Source organism: Desulforamulus ruminis DSM 2154 (genome assembly GCF_000215085.1).
Classification (GTDB): domain Bacteria; phylum Bacillota; class Desulfotomaculia; order Desulfotomaculales; family Desulfotomaculaceae; genus Desulfotomaculum; species Desulfotomaculum ruminis.
The window spans coordinates 383,585-403,763 of record NC_015589.1; the positions used below are offsets into that span (position 1 = coordinate 383,585).

At 41.0% G+C, this 20,179-nt stretch carries 24 protein-coding genes; 11 read left to right on the forward strand and 13 right to left on the reverse strand.

Features of this window, described 5'->3' with window-relative positions; genetic code table 11:
• The first annotated feature begins 70 nt into the window (after positions 1–70).
• Positions 71–1,351: an alkyl/aryl-sulfatase gene (locus tag DESRU_RS01975; protein WP_013840452.1), complete on the forward strand. Its 1,281-nt coding sequence runs from the start codon at positions 71–73 to the stop codon at positions 1,349–1,351.
• Positions 1,352–1,505: 154 nt separating this feature from the next.
• On the opposite strand, the gene DESRU_RS01980 is transcribed toward DESRU_RS01975, so the two are convergent.
• The 4 genes from DESRU_RS01980 to dsrA form a co-directional block, all read right to left on the reverse strand.
• Positions 1,506–2,222 (reverse strand): 2-phosphosulfolactate phosphatase, encoded by a 717-nt coding sequence (locus DESRU_RS01980; RefSeq protein ID WP_013840453.1) that lies wholly within the window; start codon positions 2,220–2,222, stop codon positions 1,506–1,508.
• Between the two features lie 162 nt (positions 2,223–2,384).
• Positions 2,385–2,603: a hypothetical protein gene (locus tag DESRU_RS01985; RefSeq protein WP_013840454.1), complete on the reverse strand. Its 219-nt coding sequence runs from the start codon at positions 2,601–2,603 to the stop codon at positions 2,385–2,387.
• 110 nt (positions 2,604–2,713) lie between these two features.
• Positions 2,714–3,778, reverse strand: a complete 1,065-nt coding sequence (gene dsrB, locus DESRU_RS01990) for a dissimilatory-type sulfite reductase subunit beta (protein WP_013840455.1) — start codon at positions 3,776–3,778, stop codon at positions 2,714–2,716.
• Between the two features lie 33 nt (positions 3,779–3,811).
• Positions 3,812–5,008 carry a dissimilatory-type sulfite reductase subunit alpha gene (gene dsrA, locus DESRU_RS01995; RefSeq protein WP_013840456.1) on the reverse strand — a complete coding sequence of 399 codons (1,197 nt, stop codon included), beginning with the start codon at positions 5,006–5,008 and terminating at the stop codon, positions 3,812–3,814.
• A 332-nt stretch (positions 5,009–5,340) separates the two neighbouring features.
• Here dsrA and DESRU_RS02000 point away from each other — a divergent pair, with 332 nt between their 5' ends.
• Positions 5,341–6,684, forward strand: coding sequence for an aminotransferase-like domain-containing protein (locus tag DESRU_RS02000; protein ID WP_420794897.1), 1,344 nt, complete (start codon positions 5,341–5,343; stop codon positions 6,682–6,684).
• A 198-nt stretch (positions 6,685–6,882) separates the two neighbouring features.
• On the opposite strand, the gene DESRU_RS02005 is transcribed toward DESRU_RS02000, so the two are convergent.
• The 4 genes from DESRU_RS02005 to DESRU_RS20165 all read right to left on the reverse strand — a co-directional run bounded on the left by DESRU_RS02005 (position 6,883) and on the right by DESRU_RS20165 (position 10,204).
• Positions 6,883–8,361, reverse strand: coding sequence for an Lsa family ABC-F type ribosomal protection protein (locus DESRU_RS02005; RefSeq protein WP_013840458.1), 1,479 nt, complete (start codon positions 8,359–8,361; stop codon positions 6,883–6,885).
• 381 nt (positions 8,362–8,742) lie between these two features.
• The gene (locus DESRU_RS02010) at positions 8,743–9,288 is read right to left on the reverse strand and encodes a nitroreductase family protein (RefSeq protein ID WP_013840459.1); all 546 of its coding nucleotides are present in this window, start codon (positions 9,286–9,288) and stop codon (positions 8,743–8,745) included.
• Positions 9,289–9,416: 128 nt separating this feature from the next.
• The gene (locus DESRU_RS02015) at positions 9,417–9,683 is read right to left on the reverse strand and encodes a hypothetical protein (protein WP_013840460.1); all 267 of its coding nucleotides are present in this window, start codon (positions 9,681–9,683) and stop codon (positions 9,417–9,419) included.
• 251 nt (positions 9,684–9,934) lie between these two features.
• Entirely contained in the window at positions 9,935–10,204 is a 270-nt protein-coding gene (locus tag DESRU_RS20165; protein ID WP_238446342.1) for a LysR family transcriptional regulator substrate-binding protein, read from the reverse strand.
• 54 nt (positions 10,205–10,258) lie between these two features.
• Between DESRU_RS20165 and DESRU_RS21695 the strand changes: the two genes are divergently transcribed.
• The 6 genes from DESRU_RS21695 (at position 10,259) to DESRU_RS02040 (ending at position 15,234) form a co-directional block, all read left to right on the forward strand.
• Positions 10,259–10,432, forward strand: a complete 174-nt coding sequence (locus DESRU_RS21695) for an EamA family transporter (RefSeq protein WP_081461967.1) — start codon at positions 10,259–10,261, stop codon at positions 10,430–10,432.
• Positions 10,433–10,896: 464 nt separating this feature from the next.
• Positions 10,897–11,571: an IS110 family transposase gene (locus tag DESRU_RS21595; protein ID WP_337998883.1), complete on the forward strand. Its 675-nt coding sequence runs from the start codon at positions 10,897–10,899 to the stop codon at positions 11,569–11,571.
• Positions 11,572–11,715: 144 nt separating this feature from the next.
• Positions 11,716–12,087 carry a transposase gene (locus tag DESRU_RS21600; RefSeq protein WP_337998890.1) on the forward strand — a complete coding sequence of 124 codons (372 nt, stop codon included), beginning with the start codon at positions 11,716–11,718 and terminating at the stop codon, positions 12,085–12,087.
• A 421-nt stretch (positions 12,088–12,508) separates the two neighbouring features.
• Complete coding sequence (locus DESRU_RS02030) at positions 12,509–13,516, forward strand: metallophosphoesterase (RefSeq protein ID WP_238446343.1); 1,008 nt, start codon at positions 12,509–12,511, stop codon at positions 13,514–13,516.
• A gap of 250 nt (positions 13,517–13,766) precedes the next feature.
• Positions 13,767–14,384 (forward strand): RNA polymerase sigma factor, encoded by a 618-nt coding sequence (locus tag DESRU_RS02035; RefSeq protein WP_238446344.1) that lies wholly within the window; start codon positions 13,767–13,769, stop codon positions 14,382–14,384.
• On the forward strand, positions 14,377–15,234 hold the full coding sequence (locus DESRU_RS02040; RefSeq protein WP_013840463.1) for a hypothetical protein: 858 nt from the start codon (positions 14,377–14,379) through the stop codon (positions 15,232–15,234). The genes DESRU_RS02035 and DESRU_RS02040 overlap by 8 nt, the downstream gene beginning before the upstream one ends.
• 352 nt (positions 15,235–15,586) lie before the next feature.
• Here the strand turns inward: DESRU_RS02040 and DESRU_RS21215 are convergent, their stop codons facing one another.
• The 5 genes from DESRU_RS21215 to DESRU_RS19670 all read right to left on the reverse strand — a co-directional run bounded on the left by DESRU_RS21215 (position 15,587) and on the right by DESRU_RS19670 (position 18,134).
• Positions 15,587–15,934, reverse strand: coding sequence for a hypothetical protein (locus DESRU_RS21215; protein ID WP_238446345.1), 348 nt, complete (start codon positions 15,932–15,934; stop codon positions 15,587–15,589).
• 4 nt (positions 15,935–15,938) lie between these two features.
• Entirely contained in the window at positions 15,939–16,244 is a 306-nt protein-coding gene (locus tag DESRU_RS21220) for a hypothetical protein (RefSeq protein WP_238446346.1), read from the reverse strand.
• A 331-nt stretch (positions 16,245–16,575) separates the two neighbouring features.
• Complete coding sequence (locus DESRU_RS02050) at positions 16,576–16,797, reverse strand: helix-turn-helix domain-containing protein (protein ID WP_013840464.1); 222 nt, start codon at positions 16,795–16,797, stop codon at positions 16,576–16,578.
• A 10-nt stretch (positions 16,798–16,807) separates the two neighbouring features.
• Positions 16,808–17,281, reverse strand: coding sequence for a DUF2975 domain-containing protein (locus DESRU_RS02055; RefSeq protein ID WP_013840465.1), 474 nt, complete (start codon positions 17,279–17,281; stop codon positions 16,808–16,810).
• 280 nt (positions 17,282–17,561) lie between these two features.
• Positions 17,562–18,134, reverse strand: coding sequence for a helix-turn-helix domain-containing protein (locus tag DESRU_RS19670; protein ID WP_013840466.1), 573 nt, complete (start codon positions 18,132–18,134; stop codon positions 17,562–17,564).
• A 184-nt stretch (positions 18,135–18,318) separates the two neighbouring features.
• Between DESRU_RS19670 and DESRU_RS02065 the strand changes: the two genes are divergently transcribed.
• From DESRU_RS02065 to DESRU_RS02075, 3 genes are all read left to right on the forward strand, one after another.
• Positions 18,319–19,014, forward strand: a complete 696-nt coding sequence (locus DESRU_RS02065) for an AzlC family ABC transporter permease (protein ID WP_013840467.1) — start codon at positions 18,319–18,321, stop codon at positions 19,012–19,014.
• Positions 19,007–19,324 carry an AzlD domain-containing protein gene (locus DESRU_RS02070; protein ID WP_013840468.1) on the forward strand — a complete coding sequence of 106 codons (318 nt, stop codon included), beginning with the start codon at positions 19,007–19,009 and terminating at the stop codon, positions 19,322–19,324. Before DESRU_RS02065 ends, DESRU_RS02070 begins: the two co-directional genes overlap by 8 nt.
• A 192-nt stretch (positions 19,325–19,516) precedes the next feature.
• On the forward strand, positions 19,517–20,179 hold the full coding sequence (locus DESRU_RS02075; protein ID WP_013840469.1) for a hypothetical protein: 663 nt from the start codon (positions 19,517–19,519) through the stop codon (positions 20,177–20,179).

Consider the following 20,179-nt stretch of genomic DNA (forward strand, 5'->3'; position numbering starts at 1 on the left):
ATAATGTTAAGTGTCTAATATAAGACATACCAGCTTAAAATCATACCATAAAAACAGAGGGGTGCCGCCAATGTTACGACCAGATGGAGAACAATTATTAAAAGACTTTTCATTTTCAGCATACCCACGTCGAGTGACAGAAATCATTCCCGGCGTCATATATCATGTTATGGGTTATGGCCACACCAATGCCAGCTTTATCATTGGAGAAACGTCGGTCGTGCTGATTGATACCCTTGATACCGACTATCGTGCAGCAGCCGTCAAGGCCATTATCGCCGAGCATACCAACAAGCCGGTTAAAACCATCATCTACACCCACAGCCATCCGGATCACCGTGGTGGGGCAGGAGTTTTTATGGACAGTGATCCAGAAATTATTGCCTTTGCTCCTTGCAAACCAGTCCTCGGGCGAATGGATGCCCTGAAGGACGTGCTCGATAAGCGCGGTATCATGCAACATGGCTATGAGCTCAGCGATGAGGAAGCCATTTGTCAAGGCATCGGCATTCGTGAAGGCATGGTTCAGGGCGAAGGCAACAGGGCTTTTGTACCCCCAACTGCTGTTTATAGTGAGGAAAAAATTATACGGAATATTGATGGTATTACTCTAGAACTGGCTGCTGCTCCAGGTGAAACTGATGATCAACTTTTGATCTGGTCGCCGGCACACAAGGTACTCTTCTGTGGTGATAATTATTACGGTTGCTGGCCCAATCTATATGCTATCCGAGGCAGTCAGTACCGGGATATAAATACCTGGATAGAGACCTTGGATAAGCTAATCGCTTATAAGGCTGAATATCTCCTCCCAGGCCATACCCGCCCCATCATTGGAGAAACTGCTGTTATAGAAACCTTAACTAATTTCCGGGATGCTATTGATTACATACTTACAGAAACCCTTAAAGCTATGAATCAGGGCATGACCATGGATGAGGCGGCAGAGGCTGTTAAATTGCCTGAAAAATGGGCCAATCTTCCTTATCTGGGTGAATTTTACGGTACGGTTGCCTGGTCTGTTCGCGGCATATATGCCGGTTATGTTGGCTGGTTTGATGGCAACCCGACCAATCTCAATCCTTTACCAAAACGGACCCGTGCAGAAAAAACCATTGCTCTTATGGGTGGCGCAGAGTCCGTCCTTTCTGCTATCGGCCAAGCCTTGGACAATAAAGAAGCTCAATGGGCTGTTGAGCTTGCAGATGTACTTATTGCAGCGGATTGTTTCAATAAAGAAGCGAAACATTACAAAGCCCAAGGACTTCTTAGCCTAGGGCGCCTTGAAACAAGCGCTAATGGCCGTCACTATTACATCGCCTGCGCTAAGGAACTACTTTCAGATTTGTAATACTGTCAAAATACAGCCGTTGAATTCACTGTAGCACCAAAGTTGCACTGCTCAAAAAGCTACCATTCTACTGCTAAGCAGCTACAAAGTCAGTCATGTTAATTGGCTGACTTTTTAATTATCTCCTGAGAAATTAAAATAGATTATGGTCATATCAACTTAACTTTATTCTTCCCTTTACATACTCCGGTACAATCTTTAACTTATTGGATTGAAGACAATAAGAAATATCATCTAATCTATTAAGGTTATATAACCGTTCACCGTTTCGGCTTTTAATTACAGTTTGCAAAAGTCGATCCTTCACTGCCGTATACATTAATAGAGCACCACGGGCTGAATCAGAGAGGTGTATGACTTCATCCGGCTGTTCAGATAATATGTCCACTAGAAATCCAGCACACAGCGTGTCTTCTAAAGAAAGAAGACCGTCTGTTCCAGCACATACAATTAAGATGTTTTTCCCATGTTTTAGGGCTTTTTGGCAAACAGCATTTGCGTTTAGAAATGAACCAATTAACGTACACTTTGCGCCTTCGGTAGCCTTAATGGCAGTAGTTCCATTGGTAGTTGTCATAATAATCGTTTGATCTTTTACTTTTTCCCGTGAAAATTCAAAGGGAGAATTTCCAAAATCAAAACCGTCAATTTTTATTGACTGTCGTTCGCCTGCAAACAGGGCAGGTCCTATTCGATCAGCAAGATCGCGGGCTTCCTCCGTCGATAAAACGGGGATTATAGTTCTACACCCATTTGAAATCGATGTAACGATAGTTGTTGTTGCCCGAAATATATCCAATACTATACAGACTGTATTAGAGAGATTCCCCTGTTTAATATCTCCGGGCAAGTATGCAATATCAATCTTCATAACTTCACCAACCTTATTGATTATTGAAGAAAGTTCTCTTTTGACTAAATCAACGGTAACGATTTCTGTATAAAGAAGATGTATTGAGGAAATCTGGCATGGCTGTACATTATTAAGAGCGGACACAGTCCGCTCTTTTGGGGTTTAACAATAATGTTAATATCAGTCCTCTTTCAGAACTCCGGGTGTATGATCTTTACCAGCCAGGGTTATATAGGAGGTACCAATGTAAAGGTACTCAATTTTACCCTCTTTAGCCAATTCTGCTACAGCCTTATCTACTTCTTTCTTTTTAACACCTATTTTTTCTGCAACTACACGAGGTTTTTCTTTACTTACTGCTGTGAGATAATCCAAAATTTTTTCTTTTATTTCTTCCATTATTTACACCACCGTTTCCTACCATCCTTATGGGGTGGTAAATGTTGAAATGCCGCCGCCTTACGACGACGGCTTATAAAATATTTTACTTAGTGTTAAGGGCGAATGACTTACCACTTGAACTGAGTGGTGCTTCTAAAAGTAGTTTGGGCCAGCGTAAAGTCATCAATATGCTTGTCGGTAAATTGCAGACCAGTAATTTCAAAGAACTTCTCCCAACTGATGCGGTCGATCCACTCAGCCATACGCTCACCAGGTTGAGCATTTGCTGCCCATACTTCAACCAGATGTTTAACTGCGTCAACCACTTCCGGCCAACGTGGGGGATTGTTGGGTAGGAAAGGAATAGCCAAACGGGAGAATCTGGGACCAATACGACTATTAGAAATTTTTCCACCCACCCAGATGGAAACAGCGTCATTCTTAGCGTCGATAATCTGTACAGAAGGGCACATGGTGTAGCAGTTACCACAGTACATACAACGCTCAGACTTAATATCCACTGATTTCAATTTGGGGTTGGGACGAATAGCTGCGGTGGGGCAGCTAGCAGTCAAAGTAGGAATTTCACACAGCTTACTGATGTTTTCATGGTCAATCTTGGGTACCGTTCTGTGGATACCCAGGATGGCTATGTCGGAGCAATGTACAGCACCACACATGTTCAAACAGCAAGCCAGAGCAATTCTCATCTTAGCAGGCAGCTTCATGGTGGTGAAGTGCTCAAACAGCTCATCCATAACTGCTTTAACAATACCGGAAGCATCTGTAGCAGGAGTATGGCAGTGTACCCAACCTTGGGTGTGTACGATGTTGGTAATGGAGTTACCGGTACCACCAACAGGGATTCCCCTTTCTTGCAGGTCCGTAATGAGGGGATCAATTTTGGTTTCATCACTTAGAAGGAATTCAATATTATGACGGCTGGTGAATCTCAAGAAACCATCGCAATATTTGTCAGCTAATTCACAGATTTCACGGATGAAGTGGATACTAAGAAGACGCGGAGAACCAGCACGTACAGTGTACAGCTTGGCTCCGGTTTCAGATACGTGTACTAAAACGCCGGGCTTAACAATTTCATGATACTGCCATTTACCATAGTTTTCTTTGATAATGGGTGGCAACATCTCTTTATACAGCGGTGGTCCGATGTCGGTTCTTGCTTGTGCCAAAACAGTTCACCTCTCCCAATTTCATTATTTAAATTAGTCCTGAACAGTTTCTTCAGGCCACCAGAAAAAGAAGGGATTAGCACGTGGAGCAGATACCATTTGTGGAATAGGCTCTCTACCAATACCCCGCAGAAAATTACGCATACCCAGACGCAGGATTAGCTCACCAATGCGCTCGCGGGTCTTGCCGTTTTCATCCCACCATGCCCAGCAGGCTTCAAAAAATTCTTTAATTTCATCATAGGGCGGCTCAACTTTCATAAAGGGTACGACTACCCAACCCATCATAGCCCCTTGAAGAATGGGAGCTTTACCACCTACTAAGATGGTTGCGCCACGATCATCTCCAGGACGCAATGCCTTGCACATTTTGTTGATGCAGTGCATGCAACGGGTGCAGTTAGCGTTGTCAATGGTCAGTTCGTTGCCATCCCAAGACATGCACTTGGTGGGGCACTTGGAAATTACCATTCCATTAATATCAAAGCCGGCAGCAACATATTCACGAACAGCCTCTTGTTTGATCTTGATATCGTCCCTCCAAGTACCTTGAACAGAGAAATCGGAACGGGCTATAGAAGCTACGCAGTCGTTGGGACAACCAGAAATCTTAATTTTTGATTTATAAGGCCACATGGGGCGATGCAGATAGTCCTGAAACTCATTGGTAAAGGAATGGCACATATCCGTAGCATCAATTAACGCAAATTCACACCGTGCAGGTCCGGCACAACAACTGGGAGTCCGCAGGTTGGAACCTGAACCACCTAAGTCCATGGGATGTTCTTCAAAGTTAGAAACTTCATCAAAGATGGTTTGAATGTGTTCTGTTTTGGTACCCAGCAGAACCATGTCACCCGTGGCGCCGTGCAGATTTGTAAGGCCGGAACCATACTTTTCCCATACATCACATACTTGACGTAGCGCTTTGGTGTTGTAGTACCAACCGGAAGGATGGTTTATACGCAGGGTGTGGAACTGTTCAATGTTTGGGAATTGTTCCGGTACGTCGGAGTAACGGCCGATTACGCCGCCGCCGTAACCCATAACACCTACCAGACCACCGTGTTTCCAGTGAGCTTTTTTCTCTTCATAGGATAGCTCTAACTGGCCTAGCAGGTCTTGGGCGGAAGGGCTGTTGGCAGCCGCTCTCTTCATCTCTTTTACAAAACTGGGCCAAGGGCCTTTCTCAAGTTCGTCCAAGAGTGGAGTCTTCTTTGTCTCCGTCATTAACTACACCTCCATTTTTTTATAAAAAGGATAGTTAAAAATCTATCCTGAATTATTGGCAAAGCCGGTTAAAGCTTTTCTTTTATTAGCACATAAATCTAGCTGATTAGGAAAAAATTAAATCTGTTTAACAGAGGTAAGTTCGCTTTCACTAATTACGCGCGTTGCCAGCCTTTCCGACAACGGCAATTTCACGTAACTTTCTCCTTATTAAAAAGATTGTTCAAGGTTTTAGTAATATAGAGCACACTTTCAATTACAGTTAAAGTATAATTGAACCGTAGGATTCATCTCAACACGAAAAAAGTTCATGTGTGTTAATACAGAACCGGGTGATAACATTGAATAAATACACGATTATTGAACAATACATCAAAGATCTTGTTGGGCGTGAAAAATTAAAAACCGGCCAAAAGCTCCCTTCTGTAAGGGAATTGGCCGGAAAGCTTCAATGCAGCACACTGACTGTTGTAAGGGCGTTAAAAGAACTGGAACAAGAGCATATTATCTATTCTGTTCCCAAGAGCGGATATTATCTAGTGTCCAAAGAAGGCAATCAACAAAAGGATCCAGGGAATATCATTGATTTTTCTACAGTATTACCTGATATAGACTTAATCCCCTATAAAGAGTTTCAACATTGCCAGGACCAGGCAATGAAAGTGTATAAGAAAGACCTGTCATCTTATGGAAATGCCCAGGGATTACCTTCCCTAATACAAACGCTTACCAAGCAATTACAGGATTATCAAGTATTTTGTAAGCCCTCCGCCGTAGTCATTACTGCCGGCTCACAACAAGCATTAGATATTTTGGCAAAATTAGATTTTCCAAATGGTAAAAATACTGTTTTAATTGAAAATCCGACCTATGAACCAATAATCAAAAATCTTGAAATGAATAAAATAAGAACGATCGGTATAGAGAAAACTTTTAACGGAATTGATCTAAACAGATTAGAACAGCTTTTTAAAGAAGAGCCGATTAAATTTTTTTATACAATACCCAGATTCCACAATCCGCTTGGAAACAGTTACTCCAACAGCGAGAAAAAGTCCATTCTTAAATTAGCTCAAAAATATGAAGTTTATATTGTTGAAGACGACTATCTTGTTGATTTAGATACAAACAAAAAAAACGTTCCGATATTCTCACTTGACGACACCGACAGAGTCATTTTTTTAAAAACATTTTCAAAGATTCTTCTGCCCGGTTTAAGAATTGCCGCAGTTGTTTTACCCGCGGAATTAGTATCCTCATTTTTACAATTTAAGCAATGGTCCGATATTTACACGTCAATCCTTCCCCAGGGAGCATTAGACATATATATTAAAAATGGCATATTTGAAAGGTCGAAATTATTATTGCAAAGAACCTATAAGGAACGTATGAAATACCTTAAACATATCTGCAGTGAATTTGACCCCGAGATATTAAGAGTGAATGTTCCCCCCACAGGATTCTTTTTATCGATGGAGTCACAAAAAAGCATTGATTTTAGCCACATTATCCCTACGCTGGCCAAAAGCGGGGTTATTATCAAGGATACCCGTGAGAATTTCATAGAAAAAGACAGGGAAATTAACCTATTAAAAATAAGCGTTTCCAGAACGGATAAGAAGAAAATCCGTGATGGCCTGCTTCAAATTTATGACTATTTCACCAATAAAAGGTGAACTATGCGTTGTTAAAACATAAGCTTTGTATTATTAGAATAGCCATGCGGTGAAATGGCTTTAGGGAACCCGTGGTACGAAACAATGGAAAATCCACCTGTTTCTAGAAACAGGTGGATTTTCATTTTCAAGGTTGCCGCTGCTTAAAATAGCTAATTTAGATAGGTATAGTGGTTAATTATCAATCACCAAACAACCTTAGAGTTCAATAATCTTTGTTGCAATATTTTTGCAAAATTCACTGTCATGCTCCACAAAAAGAATGGTTGGTGAGTATTCAAGCAGTAGCTCTTCAATTTGCATGCGAGAAATGACATCAATAAAATTCAGCGGTTCATCCCAAATATGCAGATGGGCTTTCTCACAAAGACTTTTAGCAATCAGCACCTTCTTCTTTTGACCGCCGCTAAAAGCTGCCATATCCTTTTCAAATTGAACTCTGGAAAAATCAAGCTTTCTTAAAATGGACTTAAATAAGCTTTCATCAATCCCGTTATGGGCGGCGTAGTCGGTTAAATTGCCCTGAAGATGCGATGTATCCTGTGAGACGTAAGATATTTTAAGCTGACTTCCTTTTCTGAAGGCGCCCGTGTAGTCTATATCCTCACCACAGATGAGTTTGATGATACTTGATTTTCCGGAACCGTTTTTGCCTAAAAGGGCAATCCGGTCACCTTGATCAATGGTAAAGCTTATATCCTTGCAAACCATCTTTTCACCGTAAAAAATTGCAACATTTTCAAGTTCGGCAAGACGGGTACGGTGATAATCAAGCTGAGAGATCTTCAAGCTATCAGAGCGTTCAAGGTTTTTCAGGAGTTTGGACTTTTCATCAACAGCGGATTGCTGTCTTTTTTCAATTGATTTAGAGCGTTTCATCATCTTGGCAGCCTTGTGGCCAACATAGCCCTTATCCGGCTTGGAACCGGAATTCCTTGTTCCATATTTTGTTTTTTCCACTTCGTGCGACCATCCGCTGGTTCGTTTGGCAGAATTGGATAAGCGTTTAATGTCTTTGATGAGCTTTTCGTTTTCTGCCAGTTCAAAGGCATCCTGCCTTTTTTTATTTTCCCACCAATCAGAAAAATTTCCTTTTTGGATTTCTATATTGGTTTTATTGATTGAAAGAAGATGGTCAACGCAGTTATCAAGAAATGACCTGTCATGAGATACCAGAATAAAACCACGCTTGGTATTGAGATAGTTACTGACAAGTTTTCTTGCCTTCATATCAAGGTGATTGGTGGGCTCATCAATTAATAAAAAACTATTTTCCTTAAGAAACAAGGTAGCAAGCAGTACTTTCGTTTGCTCCCCGTAAGATAATGAATCAAAGGGCCGGTATAAGACATCTTCAGAAACCTCTAGAAATGAAAGTTCGCGCATTAATTCCCAGTGAAGATAATGCGGGAAAATGTCACTGATTATATCCAGAGTATTATATTCCTTGTTTTGGACATTGAAAGGGAAATATTCAAAGTTGACATTTGCAGCAATAGTACCGCTGTATTCATATTTACCAAGCAATAAATTAAGAAAAGTCGTCTTGCCTCTACCATTTCTCCCCGTAAATCCCAATTTCCAATCGGTATCTATTTGGAAACTTACGTTCTCAAATACGTTATCGTAGCTACCGTCATAGCTAAAGGTCAGGTTTTTAACGCTGATTAAAGACATAGATTTATCCTCCTGTATATAAAACAAATGAGCTGCAAGAAAGTTAATTCTTGCAGCTCATAAATACAGCAAAGCCAGACCCATATCGGGTATGACGAGGTTACATTATTTGAGCGAAAAGAATTAATAACTTTCTTGCATAAGCATAATTAAAACAAGCGGTAGTTTCTCCCGCTTCCATAATTTAAATATGCTTTGGAAATTAGCAAGAAAGATTAATCATCTTTTCAACTCCAATCATTGTAATTGTAAAATACTATATCATAATGCTTTTCAAAACTCAACAACCAGGGAGTGTTCGCTAGCGCAGAGACTGCCAGTCGACCCGGCAAGAATAATGAAAGGTTGTCGGAAGATGGGAGGAATTAGCAAAAAGCAAAGTCAAGTCTGGCCCTGTGCCCCTTTTATCAAGTGATCGTTCAAAACTTGCCACGCATTGTAATGTACTTTAGATGCATCATAACGATTTGCCGGTTCCTTTGTTTCTGCAGGATAGCCTATGGGAATTAATGCCAATGGTATGACGTGATCCGGCAGGCCTAGTAAATTACGTACTGCATTTACTCTTTCCTCTCGGGGATATAAGCCTACCCAAACTGCACCTAATCCTAAGTAATTGGCTGCTATCAGGATATTCTCTGTAGCAGCAGAACAATCCTGAACCCAGAACCCCTTAGATTTTTCTAATTGTGTATCACCACATACAACAATAACTAGCGGTGCATTTGCAGTCATTTGTGCATAGGGAGAGCAATTCGGTAGTTCCCTGAGTAGCTCAGGTTTATTAATGACTATAAATTGCCAAGGTTGTTGATTCTGTGCAGAAGGAGCACTCATTGCAGCAACCAACAGATCCTTGACGATGGACTCAGAGATCTGTTCCCCAGTATATTTTCTAATACTTCTACGGGTAAGAAGGGCATCCATTTTTCTACCTCCCGAAAATATTCTGCTTAGAGCCGCCAAATATCTTACTTATCATCAGTAACTTTAACATATTCAGCTCCGTTCCATTCATAAATCTCCGATATATTTATTTCCCGGGTTAAGTAATACTATATGGGAACTTCATTATCGGAAATGAGTTGAAAAATCTGTGCTGCAATCTGTTGCCCTTTATCAAAATGCAGGTCGGGATCGTTATCGGAAACATCAACTGTATAACGATACTTCATTATTTGGTCTGATGGGATTTTAGGCAAGTTGCTTAACCATATAACAGGATCATTTATAATACTTAGTTCCTTGGGAAGATAGCTGTATTCTTCCATCTTAGGAATGAGTTTATTTATTTTTGCATTGGTAAAATGAAATAACTTCACAACGTACACCTCTTATATTTTTATTCTAGATTATAGCAAAGAAAGTTAACATTAGTAAAATCACTAATTTCTAGTTGTTTGACACATGTAGAAAGTTCTTGCCCAACAAATTGGGAATAAGACGCTTAAATTTAAGGGAATTTTACATCTCTACCAGTTTTGCTTTATAGTAATATCCCCTCTATGGTGCAGGTAGTTCAAAAATCGTTTAACGGCAGGCGAAGCGTGGCGGGTGTCTTTTAGTACGATACCTAGTTTCCGGTAGGCAGGCTTATCCAATTCCTTTTTGACGATTTTGTAAGGTGTGCGTGCAGTACCAGTTCTGGCAATATGCTGATGCCCAATCCACTTTCGACCATTGAGATAATGGCATAATCATCCCTGGCCGTAAAGTGCACATTGGGTCGTATACCATTTTCCTCAAAGATTTCTATTATCTCGTTTGTCGTTCCTACTTCCAACAGGATAAAGGGCTCTTCGGATAACTTGTTGATGGGGATATTCGGAGACACACTTGTCATATTTTAGTTATCTAAGTGGAGAACATCATGACATAAAGATAAGCGGATGTACTCATTGCTGCTATTTCTGTAGCATGGGGAACATCCTATCTGCTGATGAAACTTGGACTCAATACAATTGAGCCGTTTACTTTAATGGCTCTTCGATTTGGAATTGCCTTTGTTATTACATACATTATCTTTTTCAAGCGTTTAAACAAAGTCCTTTCCAGTCTTTCAAAAACTTAAAACAGTTAATGAATGGATTAAGGGCACTTTCACTTGATAGCAGCCAGTGTGGGCTGCCTCTTTGTTTCGTTGCCGACTCTACTCTTTAGCTTAGTTTAAGCAACTGGCAGTACCCTGTAAATATGTTTTGGGTTGAAAGAGCTTCTTAAGTCTATCCCAGGCGAAAGCTGCCAGTAGGCTGCTGATAAACCCCAAAACGATTTGTTTGAGCATATGATCACCTTATATAATGGAGTCCGGAAAGGGCTCCATTACCTTTCTCCCGATTATGGGTTAAAATGTTGTCTGCGCTGTGGATTGGTTTGATCACCTACAGCGGTACGCCCGACTGGTTATACCTTAGAGGCTACAACCACAGCTTCATGCTCATTTGTTTATCGGTTGGATAGCGCATTGGACGCTTCATATCGGACAAGGATACATTCAGCATGAGGTGCGTGGACACACAGCGCCAAAATCAATCAATGGGAGATGATTCTTTGATCTACGTGGGTATCGATGTAGCGTCTCAGAAGCACGACTGCTGCATCCTGAATCGCGATGGCTCCGCCCTCTTTGAAAACTTCACCTTTACCAATGACCGCAACGGTTTTGAGACGCTGATAAGCAACATCGTTTCCTTAAAATCGGCTTCCGGATCTCTAAACGTAAAAATAGGGCTGGAATCCACCGGCCATTTCAGCACGAATCTCACAAACTTTCTCATTGGACAGGGGTTTGAAGTCACTACCTTCAATCCCCTCCATGTCAATCTATACCGTAAGGCACAGACTCTGAGAAAAACCAAGACCGACAAGTCGGATGCAAGATTCCTGGCTGCCATGCTCTTCTCCGATGACACCAAGCCCTATTCTCCCGCATCATATCATATCTCCGAGCTGAAAGTACTAACCCGGCACCGGTTTCGTCTGCTTTCTATACGCTCTAAACTGAAAACGTCCTATAACCGGCAGCTTACGATCCTCTTTCCGGCTTCATACGGCCGTCTGGTCCATCCATCAGAATTCTTGTCTTGCCCTCCTCAGCCAGTTCCCCTCCGCTCAGGCCATCGCCCAATGTCATTTGACTCGCCTTACGAGCCTCCTTGCAGAAGCCTCACAAGGAAGGTATGGCAGAGAGAAGGCGATCCAGATTCGTGAGCTTGCCAAGGTTTCTATCGGTTCCTGCTCTCCTGCGCTCAGCTTCGAGCTGGTCCAGACGATTCAAACCGTCCGTTTTCTCCAGACTCAGATCTCTGCCATCGATGCCCGTATCAGGGAGGTTATGGTGGCGCTTGATTCCCCATTCTCACGGTACCGGGCATATCTTATACCCTTGGAGCCATCATCCTGGCCGAGGTCGGCGACATTACTCGCTTTGCCACTCCGGCTAAGCTCCTTGCTTTTGCCGGTCTGGACCCTTCTACTTATCAGTCCGGTAAGTTCTCCGCCAATTCCACTCCGATGGTCAAGCGCGGTTCCTCTTATCTCCGCTGGGCTTTAATAAACGCCGCTAGACTTATTGCCATGCGCGACCCCACCTTCAAGTCTTATATGGCGAAGAAAAAATCCGAGGGTAAGCATCAATTTGTCGCTTTGAGCCATGTCGGCAAAAAACTTGTTCGTGTGATCTTCAGTCTGCTTAAAAACAACTCCATTTTTATCCCTCAGGCCTAACCGTTCCTTTCTCTTTTTGCTGCCGGATATCCCGACAGTTTGCTTAAGCATGCCTTTTTTCGCTACTACTTTTTTACTTCCTTCTCTTATTTTTCTCTTGACTTCATATAGTTGGTCTCCCCTAATAATATGGAATCAGATTTTCAAAGCAATACCTGGCAATGTTTGCTTATGAATCTAAAATATCGGTTATCTTGCGGATTTAAGCAGGCAATTTTTAAGATCGTGTAGAAATATCTGAACTCACTGTTTATCTATTAGGGTTATATTGAAGGTGGGCGGTAAAAATGTGGGGGATTATATCTACAGTCTTTTTGGGTTTAATGGTGTAATGTGCTTTTACATAGGCTACAGAGGATGGACCGTTTTAGGTAAACAAGCCTCCCCAATCTACCGGAAATTATTTTGGGGCTTTTTTGCCTTGCTGGTCTTTACTTTTCCCGCGGCAGAATTTGCTGAAGATCTTTTACCTCCGGACAGTCTCTGGTTGACTATCTGGGGCAGTTACTCCATGATTGCTGTTTCGTATATTTTTTTACTACTGCTGTTTATAGATTTAGGCTTACTTTTGAACAATAGAGGAATAAGCTTTGTACCGAGGGCGATAAAGGAACATAAAAGAACTCCTTTTATTTTAAGTGGATTAATTGTTGGAACGGTGATTGTTGTTCTGATCTACGGTAGTTGGAATGCCCGGAATCCGGTAGTAACAAATTATGCGTTGGATATTGAAAAGAAGGCCGGTTCACTGAAGCAACTCAAGGTTGTCATGATATCCGATATTCATTATGGAAAAATAATCAATGAGCCACGGCTTAATCCCATGGTCGAAATGACTAATAAACTCCAGCCGGATATTATTTTATTGGCAGGAGATATAATGGATGGGAATATCGACCCCGCGGATGTCCGCCGGTTGACGGCTGTTTTAAGCCTTATGCAGGCTAAATATGGAACGTTTGCGGTTCCAGGAAACCATGACCGTGGGCTGCGGGATAATCAATTATTAAATGATTTTGAAGAAGCCGGGGTAAAGGTATTAAAGGACAACTATATCAAGGTTGACGACAGTTTTTATATTATAGGGAGGGACGACCCCGGACGCCGCACCGGTAAAGGAAGAAAGGAATTAGGGGAATTAATGAAGGGGATAGATGCTTCCCTGCCCCTTATTTTACTGGATCACCAGCCCATAGATTTAATCAATGCCCAGGCCGTGGGGGTGGACCTGCAGCTATCGGGCCATACCAACAGGGGGCAAATATTTCCGAGCAACTTCATAACCGGTCAAATATATGAATTGGATTGGGGCCCATTAAAAAAAGAGTCGTACCATCTAGTAGTTTCGTCTGGTTATGGCACCTGGGGCCCCCCTTTAAGAATAGGGTCTAACTCTGAAATTGTTAATATTAAAATGAATTTTCAATAATACCGACAATGAGACAGAAGGGGTCGTTTCCTCTTGTCAGCTTCCAGGGACACAGGGAAAAAAGAGGAAGCCCCTACAACTGAGTGAATTCAACCGCTCTTTCCAACAATAAATTGAAACGGTAGCAAAAGGATGTTACTGGAAAATCCATTGGATAAAGAATTACCTAACCTTATAAAATTAACATTTTTTCAAAAAGAGTGAACCTAAGAGGAACAATTACTCCCTTATATAGTATAAGGTGCACCTTATGAAAGGAGTTGAGCAATTGGTCGATACTGATATAATTACGCATTGTCAACAGGGAGAGGAAGCTGCTTTCGATGCATTATATAAAACCTATGCAACAAAAGCTCTACGGACAGCTTATTTATTTGTTGGCAATAAAAATATTGCTGAAGATATTATTCAAGAAGCCTTTTTAGAATGCTACCGAGATATTAAAAAATTACGTAATCCGGAATCTTTTCAGGTTTGGTTTAACCGGTTGCTGGTGAGGATTTGTTGGCGTATGGCTTCAATGGAAAGGAAAGTAATTACAGAAAGTCTTGACGATAATGGGATGGAACGCTTGACTGATCAACAGGATGTCCTTGAGATTATAGAAGCAAGCCAGGAAAGTCGCATAATTCGTCAGGCGATTAATCAACTAAGCCTTCCCTTAAAGACTACCATGATTCTCTATTACTACAATGATATGTCTATAAAGGAGATATCACAAATAATGAATTGCTTCCAAGGTACGGTTAAATCCAGATTACTAAACGGTAGAAAAAAACTTGCCAAAGTATTAAAAAGCAGGCCTGACGAATTTCCCATTAATAATGCCTCCGGGGTATTTGAAAGGGAGTGTGTTGTCCATGAATAGAGATAGGCAGCTTGAAAAATTAATAAAAAGATCTTTATTGCAAGAAGTTGATAACATTGAGGCAGGCATGATTGGTTTGGAAAAAATTAAACACAAAATATACTCTAGAGAGGAAAGAAAACAACAAATGATGAAAAGAATCAATCATTACTTATGTGACTTCAAGTATAAAATTACCAGACCGGCTGCTCTGGTTTACATTTTTGCTGTGGCTGCTATTATGCTGTGTACTTTTAGCCAGCCTGTTAAAGTGATGGCACAGGAAGGAATCAAAAAAGTAACCTCTTTTGTGTATATAGTGGTAAAAGGAGATACCGGTAAATATGAATCTGTTCAGGTCTCAAGCGACAAAGTGAAGATTGCAACCTCTACAAGCAGTACAACTAGTTTAGAAGATAAGGATCTGGCAAAAGAAGCGGGGTTTGAGTTTAATGCTCCACGGACCCTGGAAGGCGGATATGAGTTGTTTAATACCGCTATTAGCCGGGTAGATAGTTCAGGTGAAATCAGTATTGCTAAGTATTACCAAAAAGAAGAAACGGACCTTGTTTTAAATATTACCGATCAAGAGCACTTGCTGCAGTATGCCCAAAAAGTAGGGGACAACAAGAAAGAGATACGGCTAAAAAATCACACATTATACTATTGTGAAAACCCCCTTCCTATATACCCTCTTGTTGAGAAGAACGGCGTTACAACAAACGATATTACGCAAAAGCCAAAGGAGATCAAAGTCGTTCATTCACTGACCTGGGAATACAAAGGAGTATATTACCATTTATCCGATATGGGAAATAACATTTCCTTAGATAAGCTTAAGAATGCAGCTAATTCCGTGCTTAACAATTAAAGTTATCCATTAATTAAAAAATAATTGTAACAAAATAGGAACGTCCCTTTCTATCCCTTGCGGCTAATGCTTTTCTTACCGAACCAAGGGTTGATATAATAGATACTGCGATTATTGGGGGAATGAATAACATTAATTAACTAGACGATTGGTGCAGAAGCCAAGGGGCATTACGGAAGAGACGACCTTTTTGTCAACAAATATCAATTCATTTATCATCTATATTTATTATTTAGGCTCTGTTAAAGTTTAAAGTGAATTTTTTGTCAGTAAAATGGACTTCCAATTATATGGAAGTCCATTGATTGTTTTATTAGCTTCTGGGTTTGATATTACATTAACAGAGTCTCTCTTAAAAAATAAAAGGAAAAGTAAATGTAACAAAAGCTGCCCAAAATCCGTAGACCGGCAAATACTTAGTAACGGCATCTTGGATGGTTGAAGGCCCGGTTTTGTTTTGTAGAAAACGCATGTAGGAGAGCATAATCCAAATTAGATTGGCCCAGATAAGTATATTTACTCCTAAAACAGCAAGTATGTTGGGCGTAATCCCAAAAGAAGAAAGCCTGAACACCATGGCTGATAAAGCCACACTGTCAATGATAAGAGCAAGAATAATTAGGGCAAAATTTATATAATCAGAAATGTTCTTTTTCTGGTCTGTACCGCTTTCGGTAATGGAGAATATGGTGACGGCCAATACACTAAGGAGGATTCCGTTGAAGAATATGAGGAAATTGCGGTCCAAGAATGGATTTTTTCCCACCCAAATAACCGTTATAAGATAGGCCAACAATGGCCAGTACAAGGGGACTAAAAATTTTAGCGATATAGGGTGCAATATTTTTAGCAAGTTTAAGGTTCCTTGATACAAGGTATGTAGCCACAATCGCCAGGGCGGCAGCACTAAATAAAACGACATTTTCAAAATAGAATTCAGATATATCCATACCGACAAATCGAAATAAGTGCATGGTTAATGCTGTTAGCATCATTCCGCTGATTGCCATGCTGGCGTAAAGTATGCAAAATTCCCCTGGTGTTTATCCCGGCCAGCATTGCTAAAATGCCCATGGATAAGAAATCTTTCTGAAACAAAGAAGTTTTTTCTGTATTTGCCGTCTCCTTGAAATGCAATCGTTCATACCAAACGGCAAGAACCTGCGAGTCAGGGTTTTTTCCCCAGGCGTATGAGATTGACTTTTTAAACCCCTTCGGGTTTCTTTTCTATACATTCTCTCCAGTTCATGGGGGTTAGCAAGATTTTCAATAATTAGATTGCTAATGTCCATTGTCATATTAAGTCCTACTTTCCTTCACAATGTTATTAATCAAAATTTATTATCCTTGACTGTCTTCATCACTTTTATATTCTAAAATATCTCCAGGCTGACATTCTAAAGCCTTACAAATTGCCTCTAGAGTTGATAATCGAATGGCTTTTGCCTTTCCATTTTTCAATATAGAAAGGTTAGCCATGGTTATTCCAACCCTCTCCGAAAGTTCTGTTACGCTCATTTTTCTTTTAGCCAGCATCACGTCAATATTGATTATAATCGCCATGTTATTCACCTCAAACCGTTAAATCATTTTCTGATTTTATGTCTATGGCATTTTTTAAAAGCTTTTGAAGAACAGCAGCAAAGACTGCAACCACCATGGAAGCAAAGATAGGGACCATTCCGATTATGATGAGACCTGGGGCATCGTCTTTCTCTGCTACAAGATAAACAAATGGCATCATTACCACATACAAGCTGCTGATTATGATTGCACAGTATTTTATATTCTTTAAAGCCTTTACAGATAATTCCGAGAAAGCTTTGTTCTTGTCGATATAGCTTAAAAGTTTAAAAGCTTGATACAGAGCAAAGTAAAAAGGTATTGCCGTTGCATAGATACCGATTAAAGTGGGATATAGCATATGGGTATGATCCGGATTTACCGGATGATTAGCTAACCAAGGCAATCCAAATAGGCACAAGGCAAGAACCGGAATTCCGATAAGAAAAACAACTGCCTTTAAAAAAAGTGTTTCTCGTTTCATAAAAAGCACCTCACTTATTTATTGTAATTTGATATTAGCACATATTTTTATCGTTTTGCAATAAAATATTATTGATTTTAATTATTTTATTATTGTTAATTCCTTCTGGATTTAGACAAAGATAAAAAGCATTCTTCATTGCAAAGAATGCTTTTTATCTTTAACCTATTCAATTGAGATTTTGGGTTATTAGGCCAGACAAAAAAGCCAGCTCGCACATTGAGTCGGTTTCTATATCAATGCTTCGCATTATTTTGCTAATGTGCCATCAGTTCCCATTTTAAAGATGATTATAAGAAATGACAAAGTGCAGAATGGTTAAAGCAGAGGAGGGATTGGCATACTTATGAGGCCGATCCCCTTTAAAACGAATGGAATCGCACTCTTCTAAGTGATAGGTATTGACGTCCACTTCCACAGTCAGTTGACCGGACATAACCGTAACGAACTCCACCACTCCCGGCCGGTGTGCCTCCGAAAGATATTCTCCACGGGGTTGCAGGTATCCCCGGTAAAGCTCCATCAAGCCGTGGGAGTAAAACAAAGGCTCCGCCACAAGCACGTCGTTTGAACTGGTCAGTTTCAGTCCATCCTTTTTCCGGGCAATGGAGACATCCGACTGGATGGATAACAGCGCGGTGATCGGGATGTTTAGCCCATTGGCAATTTTCCATATGACGGACAATGTGGGATTGGCTTCTCCCCGTTCGATCTTAATTAGAGTTAATTTGCTGACCCCGATTTGTTTGGCCAGAGCCTCCACGCTGATTTCTCTGCTTACACGAAATTGCCGCAGGTTTGCGCCGATTCGTTTCCCCACATCTCCTTCTGCCCAAGGCTTTTCAGTGTTCATTTTTCCTCCTTAAATTTAAAGGCCTCTTTTTTGTATGGCTGGTATATTATAATAAACAATAAGTTAATTTTATTATACCACTCCGGCAGTGGTTTTACAGCAGCGGATTGGTTTTTGCTTTTTAGCAGGAGAGGTATGGTTTATTTAGGTGATTCCTGTTTGCAGCATAAAATAAGGAGTTGTGATGATGGTGGCTGGGAAAAGAGAGGCGATAAAAACCGGTTTTATGGAAGCGCTGCCGCTGGCAGTGGCCATTGCGGCATATGGATTATCCTATGGCGTACTGGCAATGCAAGCTCATTTTAGCATGATGAGTTGTGTGGCAATGTCCCTGCTGGTGTTTTCCGGGTCGGTACAAATGGTCGCTGTGGCAATGTTGACGGCGGGCGCAAGTCTGGCCAGCGTGCTGGTGACCTCGGTTTTGTTAAATCTCCGGAATTTGTTATACGGAGCGGCTCTGGCCGAGGGGATTGCCCCTGCAAAGAAGTGGAGATGGTTGCTGTCCTTCGGTGTGTCGGATGAACCTTTTGTTTTAGGGAGTTCAAGATTTAAAAAATATGGACCGGACCCTCTTTATTTCGGAGCCGTTACGGGTACGTTCTACATTGCCTGGGCCTTATCTTCGCTGGTTGGATCGTTAATTGGCAATCAGGTTGATCCGCAAAAATGGGGGTTAGATTTAGCCTTTCCGGTTACTTTTGCCGCCCTTCTGGTCCCTGGCCTTAAGGAAAAACCGGTCATTGCAACGGCGCTGGCGGCCGTGATGATAGCGATGGGAGTGGAATATTTCATGCCGGGGAATGAATTTACCATCATTATTACCGGTGTCTTCGCACCGCTGGTAGGTCTTTATTTAAGGAGGAAGCCCCAAAATGCTTAACCATTGGCTGCTCATCGGCTTACTTTCCATTTCTACTTACCTGTCCCGCATTCTTGGTGTGGAAATTATGGCGGGACGGGAGATAAGTCCGTCCTTACGTTTATATTTTAATTATGTGCCGGTTGCCATTATAGCGGCACTGATCATCAAACAAATCTTAGTTCCCGTGAATGGGCAACTGGTGATTTCACTTCCGGTTTTGATCGGCTGTCTGTCCACAGCCATGGCCATAAAGATAGTGAAAATGTTTCTTCCCTCGATTATCATTGGAGGAATGGCTGGTTTGTTCGTCCGGTATCTTTTAGGTTGAGTGGAAAAATAAAGGGTCCGATTAGTGATGTAGGAGAGTGATCTGTTCAACTGCCCCTTTTTAAGATGGAGCAAAAGAAGTTTAGACAGCTTGCTTTCTCTCCAAAGAACTATCCACAATAATCAATTTATGGCAAAATAGGTTAAAGAGGATAACGCTGATCCTTTGGATCTTCTGAGGGGGTGAAAGTAAATGAAAAAGAGAATGATTGGCGGGTTATTCTTTTCGCTAATGATTTTCGGTATATTATTCTCTTTTGAGTTATCAAACGGTTTTTGCCTGGGGGATTATCTGCTGAATAAATTGGGGTTAAAGGCTTGGTCTAATGATGAAGAGAGATTGGGCTTGCGTTATACCTTTTTCTATGGTCTGGCTTTTGTCATCATAGGGTGGAGAGGAGCCGAAAAGTATTTAAGGGATAGTCGCCTGATCGAATTCATTAAAAAAAGACCCTTCATTTTTTTCCTTGCACTTATTTTATTCGTTGTTCCTGCCGTCCTGGAAGTTTCTAAAGATACATATTATTGGTTTCAAGATGATCTAAAAGCAATCGAGTATCATTCAAAAGAGAGCATTTGCCATATCGATACAGAAGGGGAGAGAAAAAAGATATCGGGAACGATCAGCCTAACCAATCATAGCAAGGAAGTGCAGGAAGTCGCTCTGAAACTGGTAGATAAGGAATACTTTCCGGAGGATATCATTTTAAAAGATGATCAAGGCCATAGTACCTATAGACTGCTGCCAGGCCAAAAGGATAATTTAAGTTTTAACTTCTATATTGATAAAGGGAAAACAGCCTTTGACGGTGCAAGTATAACAGGGCCGGAAATCCGGTTTATTAAAAAGAGCTAA

What these genes read in the sequence shown, in the direction of transcription:
- DESRU_RS01975 (WP_013840452.1), top strand. Translation starts at nt 71, where the DNA reads ATGTTACGACCAGATGGAGAACAATTATTAAAAGACTTTTCATTTTCA.
- DESRU_RS01980 (WP_013840453.1), bottom strand. Translation starts at nt 2,222, where the DNA reads ATGAAGATTGATATTGCATACTTGCCCGGAGATATTAAACAGGGGAAT.
- DESRU_RS01985 (WP_013840454.1), bottom strand. Translation starts at nt 2,603, where the DNA reads ATGGAAGAAATAAAAGAAAAAATTTTGGATTATCTCACAGCAGTAAGT.
- dsrA (WP_013840456.1), bottom strand. Translation starts at nt 5,008, where the DNA reads ATGACGGAGACAAAGAAGACTCCACTCTTGGACGAACTTGAGAAAGGC.
- DESRU_RS02005 (WP_013840458.1), bottom strand. Translation starts at nt 8,361, where the DNA reads ATGTCTTTAATCAGCGTTAAAAACCTGACCTTTAGCTATGACGGTAGC.
- DESRU_RS02010 (WP_013840459.1), bottom strand. Translation starts at nt 9,288, where the DNA reads ATGGATGCCCTTCTTACCCGTAGAAGTATTAGAAAATATACTGGGGAA.
- DESRU_RS20165 (WP_238446342.1), bottom strand. Translation starts at nt 10,204, where the DNA reads ATGACAAGTGTGTCTCCGAATATCCCCATCAACAAGTTATCCGAAGAG.
- DESRU_RS21595 (WP_337998883.1), top strand. Translation starts at nt 10,897, where the DNA reads ATGGGAGATGATTCTTTGATCTACGTGGGTATCGATGTAGCGTCTCAG.
- DESRU_RS02035 (WP_238446344.1), top strand. Translation starts at nt 13,767, where the DNA reads ATGAAAGGAGTTGAGCAATTGGTCGATACTGATATAATTACGCATTGT.
- DESRU_RS02040 (WP_013840463.1), top strand. Translation starts at nt 14,377, where the DNA reads ATGAATAGAGATAGGCAGCTTGAAAAATTAATAAAAAGATCTTTATTG.
- DESRU_RS21220 (WP_238446346.1), bottom strand. Translation starts at nt 16,244, where the DNA reads ATGGCAATCAGCGGAATGATGCTAACAGCATTAACCATGCACTTATTT.
- DESRU_RS02050 (WP_013840464.1), bottom strand. Translation starts at nt 16,797, where the DNA reads ATGGCGATTATAATCAATATTGACGTGATGCTGGCTAAAAGAAAAATG.
- DESRU_RS02055 (WP_013840465.1), bottom strand. Translation starts at nt 17,281, where the DNA reads ATGAAACGAGAAACACTTTTTTTAAAGGCAGTTGTTTTTCTTATCGGA.
- DESRU_RS19670 (WP_013840466.1), bottom strand. Translation starts at nt 18,134, where the DNA reads ATGAACACTGAAAAGCCTTGGGCAGAAGGAGATGTGGGGAAACGAATC.
- DESRU_RS02065 (WP_013840467.1), top strand. Translation starts at nt 18,319, where the DNA reads ATGATGGTGGCTGGGAAAAGAGAGGCGATAAAAACCGGTTTTATGGAA.
- DESRU_RS02070 (WP_013840468.1), top strand. Translation starts at nt 19,007, where the DNA reads ATGCTTAACCATTGGCTGCTCATCGGCTTACTTTCCATTTCTACTTAC.
- DESRU_RS02075 (WP_013840469.1), top strand. Translation starts at nt 19,517, where the DNA reads ATGAAAAAGAGAATGATTGGCGGGTTATTCTTTTCGCTAATGATTTTC.